This window comes from Chamaesiphon sp. OTE_8_metabat_110, from assembly GCF_031382685.1.
Lineage (GTDB): Bacteria > Cyanobacteriota > Cyanobacteriia > Cyanobacteriales > Chamaesiphonaceae > Chamaesiphon.
Genome location: NZ_JANMZA010000077.1, coordinates 1 through 7,422, shown reverse-complemented (window position 1 = coordinate 7,422; position 7,422 = coordinate 1). Strand labels below are relative to the sequence as shown.

Annotated in this window: 5 protein-coding genes; 4 read left to right on the top strand and 1 reads right to left on the bottom strand. The window is 47.3% G+C overall.

The annotated features are described in order from the left end of the window. The 4 genes from RMO52_RS03015 to RMO52_RS03000 all read left to right on the top strand — a co-directional run. On the top strand, positions 1-1,094 hold a 1,094-nt coding region (locus RMO52_RS03015; protein ID WP_310410723.1), incomplete at its 5' end, for an ArsA family ATPase. A 588-nt stretch (positions 1,095-1,682) separates the two neighbouring features. Next, positions 1,683-2,813, top strand: coding sequence for a HetZ-related protein 2 (locus RMO52_RS03010; RefSeq protein ID WP_309742840.1), 1,131 nt, complete (start codon positions 1,683-1,685; stop codon positions 2,811-2,813). A gap of 76 nt (positions 2,814-2,889) precedes the next feature. Beyond that, positions 2,890-4,653, top strand: coding sequence for a M61 family metallopeptidase (locus tag RMO52_RS03005; protein ID WP_396134864.1), 1,764 nt, complete (start codon positions 2,890-2,892; stop codon positions 4,651-4,653). A 119-nt stretch (positions 4,654-4,772) separates the two neighbouring features. Next, on the top strand, positions 4,773-5,156 hold the full coding sequence (locus RMO52_RS03000) for a hypothetical protein (protein ID WP_309742837.1): 384 nt from the start codon (positions 4,773-4,775) through the stop codon (positions 5,154-5,156). A 205-nt stretch (positions 5,157-5,361) separates the two neighbouring features. On the opposite strand, the gene RMO52_RS02995 is transcribed toward RMO52_RS03000, so the two are convergent. Next, positions 5,362-7,422 (bottom strand): CBS domain-containing protein (locus tag RMO52_RS02995; RefSeq protein ID WP_310410718.1); only part of this gene is annotated, 2,061 nt, incomplete at its 5' end.

Here is a 7,422-nt window from a genome sequence, read left to right as displayed (position 1 = left end):
CCCAAATTCTCACCTTCCTTGGTAAAGGCGGTTCCGGTCGGACTACGGTCGCGATCGCCGCTGCCAAACAACAAGCAAGCCTCGGTCGGCGGGTATTATTTGTCAGTCAAGATCCTACGCCTGCGACGGGGATCTTGCTGGGTGTCCCCTTGACTGATAAACCCCAATCCATCGGTGCAAATTTAGAAGTAGTCTTAATTTCGGCAACTGTCGCCATCGAGCGGGGTTGGGAGGATGTCAAGCAAATTGAAGCGCGATACTTGCGATCGCCGATTTTACGCAATGTTTACGGACAAGAACTCGCAATTATTCCGGGGATGGATAGCGCGATCGCCCTCAATGCCCTGCGCCAGTATGATGCGAGTGGGAAGTATGACACGATCGTCTACGATGGCACTGGCGATCTGACAACCCTACGGATGGCGGGAATGGGCGATAGTCTCAGTTGGTACCTGCGCCGCTTTGTCGCTGTCGTCGAAGAATCCGACCTGTGGCGGACTGTTGCGCCGATTATGCAGCCAGCACTGGCAGCGGTGTTGACTCTTGCCTGGACGGGTGAGAGCGTCATGTCACAGCCGATGCAGGAGGCAAATAACTTTTTTACGCAGAGTCAAGCGGCAATCGGTAATCCCCAGCGCGTGGTGGGTTATTTGGTGACGACAGACGATCCTGCCGCTGTCGCGACAGCTAAATATTTGTGGGGTAGTGCCCAACAATCGGGGCTGAGTATCGGCGGACTAATTCTCAATCGCGATGCCGTAGTAGATAATCTTGGCACTGAATTCGACCCCTTAGTTGTCACAGCACTCCCCACGCGCATTGGTACCGATTGGCAATCGTTAATCGATGCCATGCCAGATTTTAGTCAAGTTCTATCTGTACCTAAACCGATCGCGATCGACATCCTCAAGCGCGAGGTACGCCTGTATTTGCCCGGATTTGATAAAACCCAAGTCAAGCTGACGCAATCGGGGCCAGAGGTGACGATCGAGGCTGGCGATCAGCGCCGTAATATCCTGTTACCGCCGCCCCTCAAAGGTGCGAGTGTCACTGGGGCAAAATTTCAGGCTGGCTATTTGATTATTTCTTTTTAGCCCGCGCATGTCCGACTCTTAGAGGATGTTTGAAAAGTCTAATTGCTTCGCTTGCAATAGGTAAATCCCCCCGCTTGGTGCGCTTCCATGGTCGGGGAACCCGACCGGAGCGCATCCGCTAAATCCCCCTTTCCAAGGGGGGAATTAAAGTCCCCCTTGGAAAGGGGGGCTAGGGGGGATTTCTAGGGTCTGCGCTTAACAGGTCAGACTTTTCAAACAGCCTCTTAGGTCGTAGGATGGCTTATCGCAAGTTGTCTTGCGACTTTTTAGTTACTTTGACGCGCAAAATCGATCGGGTTAGACTATGACAATAAAAATAGTCAGGTACGATCGACTAAATAATTGCGATCGAAGTATATTTACTATTAGCAACTTTAGCTAAAATTGGAACTAAAGATCGCCAAACTGACTCGGTAATAAAACCCCCGACATAATTTTGATTTAACGTCCCAAGTAGGATCTGACGCGTAGATCCGCGATTGCGTCATTCAGCCGCACCGTTAGTCATAGACCATCAGTTATATTGTGAATCGAAGCTAATTCGATCGCCACCTTAATTTACACCGAGGGGACAGGAGCAATCGCCCGATGACGAACGTAATCATAGATAAGATCGCCACTCAGTGGGAAACCCGCATCGCTACAGAATGTAACGGGCAAAACGCCACCACTCAAGCCAGCATCCTCAACTGGCTGCTCGGCGAGAATCGCGAACGCCTCGAAACTCTCGATGCCGAACATCTCAAAATTGCCGATCGCGCCATGGATTATCGGCTGCGGATTTTGCTCCAACGCTACCTCGGATTGCCACCAGAACGCGCTTATAAGAATCTGATGCAGCGATTGGGGGGGTTGGCGGTATTACGCGATAAGATTCGGGCATGGCTGACGCTCAGCAACGATCGTCAACGACAAGTCGTCGATGTCTTGCAAGAAGTCATCCAAGAGCTACTGCAAGGTGATAAATACATCCAGCAGCAAATTGCGTGGATCGGGCAATGTACCAAAAATCCTCGGCTGCGCGATACCTTACTATTTGCCAGTATTGAAGAATATTGCCTGCGCCCGATTCGCAATCAGCCCTTACTCGCCCATCGCTTTGTGAATTATCTACGGCGATCGCAAAAAGGTGGCGTCACCAATGTCCCCCAAAACGATCTAGTCAAACTAGTTTCTGATGAAATCGTTGGCGATAGCGATACTACTTTTAGCTTGCTAGATAAACAAGCTCAAGATGATTATCACCAACAACAAGAGTGGGAAGAAACTCAAGTCGCTCGCGATCGAGTTAAATCGACATTGCACGCGTATCTGTGCGAAAATGTCAGCCCCGAAGCTGGTAAATGGTTGGAGCTATATCTCCAAGGTAAGACGCCTGAAGCGATCTCAATTGCCCTGAAAATGGATATCAAGCAAGTTTATCGACTGCGGGAAAAAATTAATTATCACACGCTCAAAGTGTTTGCAATTAAAGCTGAATCAGAGTTAGTTTCCCAATGGCTGCATATCTCGCTCCAAGAACATAACTTAGGCTTGACGCCCCATCAATGGGAACAGTTTTGTAGTAGTCTCGAAACCAAACAACGAGAAATTATGCTCGGTTTAAAAGCGGGAACTTCAGTAGAAGCGATCGCTAAATCACTCAAAATCAAAACTAATCAAGTCATGGGTGAATGGAGTCAGATCTATTTAGCCGCCCAAGAATTAAGAACCAATTAGTGAGTCGATCTTTTTAGATATTTCTCCAGGTTACGCCCAAACTCACATAGCAGTGACGATCGTCTATCCCCAGCCAATGATTCAAACTACTATTGCTACTACTATTGACTCTCAAGCTTACGCGCCAAAATTAGCTTATAGAATAGCGATGTCCCAGCCGCAAACTCATCTGTTTGAGGTGACATTAATCGTCAGCCATTGGGATGGAGAAATCCTCGATATCAAAATGCCCGTGTGGACGCCTGGTTCTTATTTGGTGCGCGAATATGCCAAGCAAATCCAAAACCTTGTCGCAGTTTCAGCTACAGGTCGAAAATTGGGTGTTCGGAAAGTCGCTAAAAATCATTGGCAAATTCAGACAAATGATAGCAGCAAAATTTCGATTAGTTATCAAGTGTTTGCCAATGAATTAACCGTCAGAACCAATCATCTCGATGCAACTCACGGCTACTTTAATCCAGCAGCATTATGTTTTTATGTACCGGAATTTGAAAACTGTCCGATCGAGCTACGAATTATCCCACCGAATCCCGATTGGCAAGTAACTACGCCATTACCCCAAATCGGTCATCAGACCTTCTTAGCTGACGATTTTGATACTTTAGTCGATAGTCCATTTGAGATCGGTACACAGCGGATTTATGACTTTACCGTATTAGATATACCTCACCAACTAGTTGTTTGGGGCGAAGGTAATTTAGCACCGCACAGCGCGATCGAGGACATCAAAAAGATTGTCGAAGTCGAGGCAAACATCTTCGGTGGATTGCCCTACGAGAAGTATATATTCTTATTGCATTTATCACCAGCAAGTGGTGGAGGTTTAGAACACAAGAACTGTTGTTCGCTCTTATATCCTCGCTTCAATTTTCAAGGTGCCGAAAAACATAATCGGTTTATGCAACTAGTTGCCCATGAATTTTTCCATCTGTGGAATGTCAAACGGATTCGTCCGGCGGCGCTCGAAAAATTTGATTACGATCGCGAAAACTATACGCCTTCACTGTGGTTTAGCGAGGGAACGACTAGTTATTACGATTTAGTAATTCCTCGACGCGCGGGAGTTTATGACGATCGAGAATTTTTAGCCGAACTGAGTAAGGAAATCACCCGCTTTTTGACAACGCCGGGGCGATTGGTACAGCCATTGAGCGAGTCGAGTTTCGATGCGTGGATCAAATTATATCGCCCCGATGCTAATAGTTCTAATTCCCAGATGTCCTATTATCTCAAAGGAGAAATGGTGACATTACTGTTAGACTTATTAATTCGCGATCGGACTCAAGGTGCCAAATCGTTCGACGATGTGTTGGTGACGATGTGGGAGCAGTTCGGGAAAGCTGAGATTGGATTTACCGAAATTCAACTCAAACAAATTATCGAATCGATCGCCGATCGCGACCTAACTGAATTCTACGATCGCTACATTCATGGCATCGAAGAGTTACCTTTTAATGAATACTTAGCTCCCTTCGGAATTGAGTTACAACCTGTCGAAGCTAGTATGCCATATTTAGGCATCAATGTGAAAACCGAGCATGGCAAAGAAGCAATTAAGTCAGTAGCAGCGCATTCACCCGCCCAATTAGCAGGTATCGATCCGGGCGATGAATTACTGGCGATCGATGGTTATAAGATTACTGCCGATAAGCTTAACGATCGCCTAAAATCTTATCAACCCGGACAAGAAATTAGCGTAAGTTTCTTTCATGCCGATCGCTTAATGAGTGTCTCGATCGTTTTAGCCACACCACAACCTCAACAATATCAATTGCGATCGATCGAACAGCCTGACAAGCGACAACACCAACTTTTTAAAGCTTGGGCGGGTGGCGATTAATTTAGCATTGAGCCAAATTATCGTTATCAAAAATCACACCGAACAGATATAATTAGGTCAAACAGCATCTACCGATCGATACTTAAAATGACTAATTTTCAAAACCTAACGACTAATACATGTTACAACTTAATTCATTGGCGATCGGCTTAGTTGCTGCACTCTCGATTTGCCAGGGGCAAGGCTTCGCCAACGCCCTAACTGCTAACGCTTTTACTCCGATCGATAATATTTCCCTCGCTCAGCCAGCCGCAAATCTCCACGCACAAGTCAATATCAATATCGGCATCGGTTCGCAGCCGTATCCGCAGCCCCAACGAGTCATCTTTGTAGAATCAGCACCTCGTCCACAAAATGTCATCGTTGTCGAAAAATATCGCCGCTCGGAATCAGAAAATTATCGCGATAATTCAAGATGGGCAGAATCACGCGGTCGTTATGGAAAGTACTATAAGCATGGTCGAGGACATTCAAAATATAGACGCGATCGTGATGATGACTAAAATGTTAGTAATAACAAAATAGATCTTACAGCTATAGGCATTTGACTAGATCTGGTGAATTGCACTCGATCGAAAAAGTCAGTCTTTACCACATGCGGCGTTGCTGAATTGGACTGAAGAGCAAATCATACCTTAAATTAACAACGTCTCACATGCTATCCGAGGAAACGATCTGACTAGATAGTTTCCTCTCATTTTGTGTAAATTAACAGTGCCAATGTCGCTGCAAAAATTGTTCGGCGCTCGATCGATCTGTGACTTCACCATCTAGAGTCGCCATTAATAAGCTATCTAAGATCTGTCGATATTGCGGCCCTGGTTTATACCCTAATTTATGGAGATCTTTACCATTTAAAATCGGTTGAATATTGCTCCAGACTGTTAAATATTTCCAAATTCGATCTCTGACGATCGCGGTATTCCGACAGCGCACTGCGACTAAAATCAAAGTCTGGAGATCGTATGGTTGCAGCAGTTGAACTACTTCGCTAACTCGCTGTAAGGTTGGTAATGACGAACTGATTTTGGTTTGCGATCGCTCTAAATGCTGCAACCGATCGATACTATCTTCAGATAATTGTAAATTCGCGGCTACTTGCTGGCGATATGCTGGTGTCAACGTAGCAATAATTAACTCTAGTCGCAGTTGCCAATGAACGATCGTGTGAGATCGATCGAATCTTTGCAAGCATCGCGCAAGTAACTTTAATTGCTGCAATAACTCACGATCTAATTTCAGCGTCGGATGGATACATTGCAACGCATCCAACTCGCCTAACAACTCTAATGCTGGCTGCCAATAACTTGCTTGGAGCAGGTATTTTAATTCAGTTTTCAGTCGGGTTTGTAGCGCGGGTGTCTTCGGATTAGCTTGCGCCGTGCGATCGTAGACACCACTCTCGATCGCATACCGAATATACTCGATCGTCCGCGCTTCGAGTCGAAAGCCCAATCGCACGGCAAATCTGACACCGCGATAAATTCGCGTCGGATCTTCGATAAAACTATTGGCATGTAGAACTCGCACTTGCCGAGTATTTAAATCGTCCACCCCACCAAAAAAATCTAATAACGGCGGCGTTGTCGCCGCTGTCAGCCGCAATGCCATTGCATTAATTGTAAAATCGCGCCGATACAAATCTTGCCGAATCGAGCTGGCTTCTACCTCGGGATTAGCGGCAGGATAGGGATAAAATTCGGTTCGAGCAGTGGCGATATCGATGCCTAACGAGTCAAATTCAGGATCTCGATGCCAGAGTAACGCCGCCGTCTGGAACGCGCCGTGGATATCCAGACGCGTGTCTGGGTAGACTTCTTGAAGGGCAGTAGCCAATTGAACACCAGCCCCGACATCTGCCGATCGATCGCACCCATCTACTACCAGATCGATATCGGTAATGACTAAATTACCCGTCGCTGGTGCCAATAATAAATCGCGCACGGCACCGCCGACGAGATACAGATGCCAGCCCGACTGCTGCGCTAAACGGGCGGCGAGCATCAGCAATTCCCACAATTTGGGCGCGAGCCTTACCTGCAACTGCTGGAGATCGCGCGGCGGAGTGATACTCGGAGTTGGGGCGCTCGCATCAACAACTGTTATTTGAGCGGCAAGATTTGCAGTTGGATTGCGCTGATGGTGCAATTGACGCAATACATCGGTACGCGTGACGATACCTACCAACTTACCAGCGGCTAAGACTGGCAATCTCCCGAGATCGTGAGTCACCATCAACTGCTCGATTTCCGGTAGCGTCGTTGATGGGTCGATCGTTTTGACGTGGGTTGTCATGTAACCCTTGACTGGTGCGCGATCGAATCCATGATGTCGGGCGAGATCCAGATCCCGCCGCGAAATGATGCCCACTAACTTATCAGTCGGATCGACGATCGGCAACCCGGAATGCCCGTATCTTAATAAAATCCGTTGTGCTTCAGCAATCGTCGTTTCGGGACGAATCGTGCGAATCGGTGCTGACATCAGATCTCTAGCCGTCGGCGGCTGCGGGATGGCCATTTCAATTGCGTCTAGAAGCTGCCCTAAAATTGCTGACACATCGACACCGTGCAGACTCGCTGCGGCGGCGGAGGGATGCCCACCGCCACCAAATACCCCAAATAACACCTGAAGATCGACACCGGGCATCTTCGATCGACCGATAATCGTCACCCGATTTTTACCAGCGGCGGCGGGCACTTCATGAGTTAAGATCAGCACATCAAGATCGGCAATACTCGATCGAATCTGCGTGACTAAACTCGATAA

Coding starts and splice junctions, on each gene's coding strand:
- RMO52_RS03010 (WP_309742840.1), top strand. CDS start 1,683: ATGACGAACGTAATCATAGATAAGATCGCCACTCAGTGGGAAACCCGC.
- RMO52_RS03005 (WP_396134864.1), top strand. CDS start 2,890: ATGATTCAAACTACTATTGCTACTACTATTGACTCTCAAGCTTACGCG.
- RMO52_RS03000 (WP_309742837.1), top strand. CDS start 4,773: ATGTTACAACTTAATTCATTGGCGATCGGCTTAGTTGCTGCACTCTCG.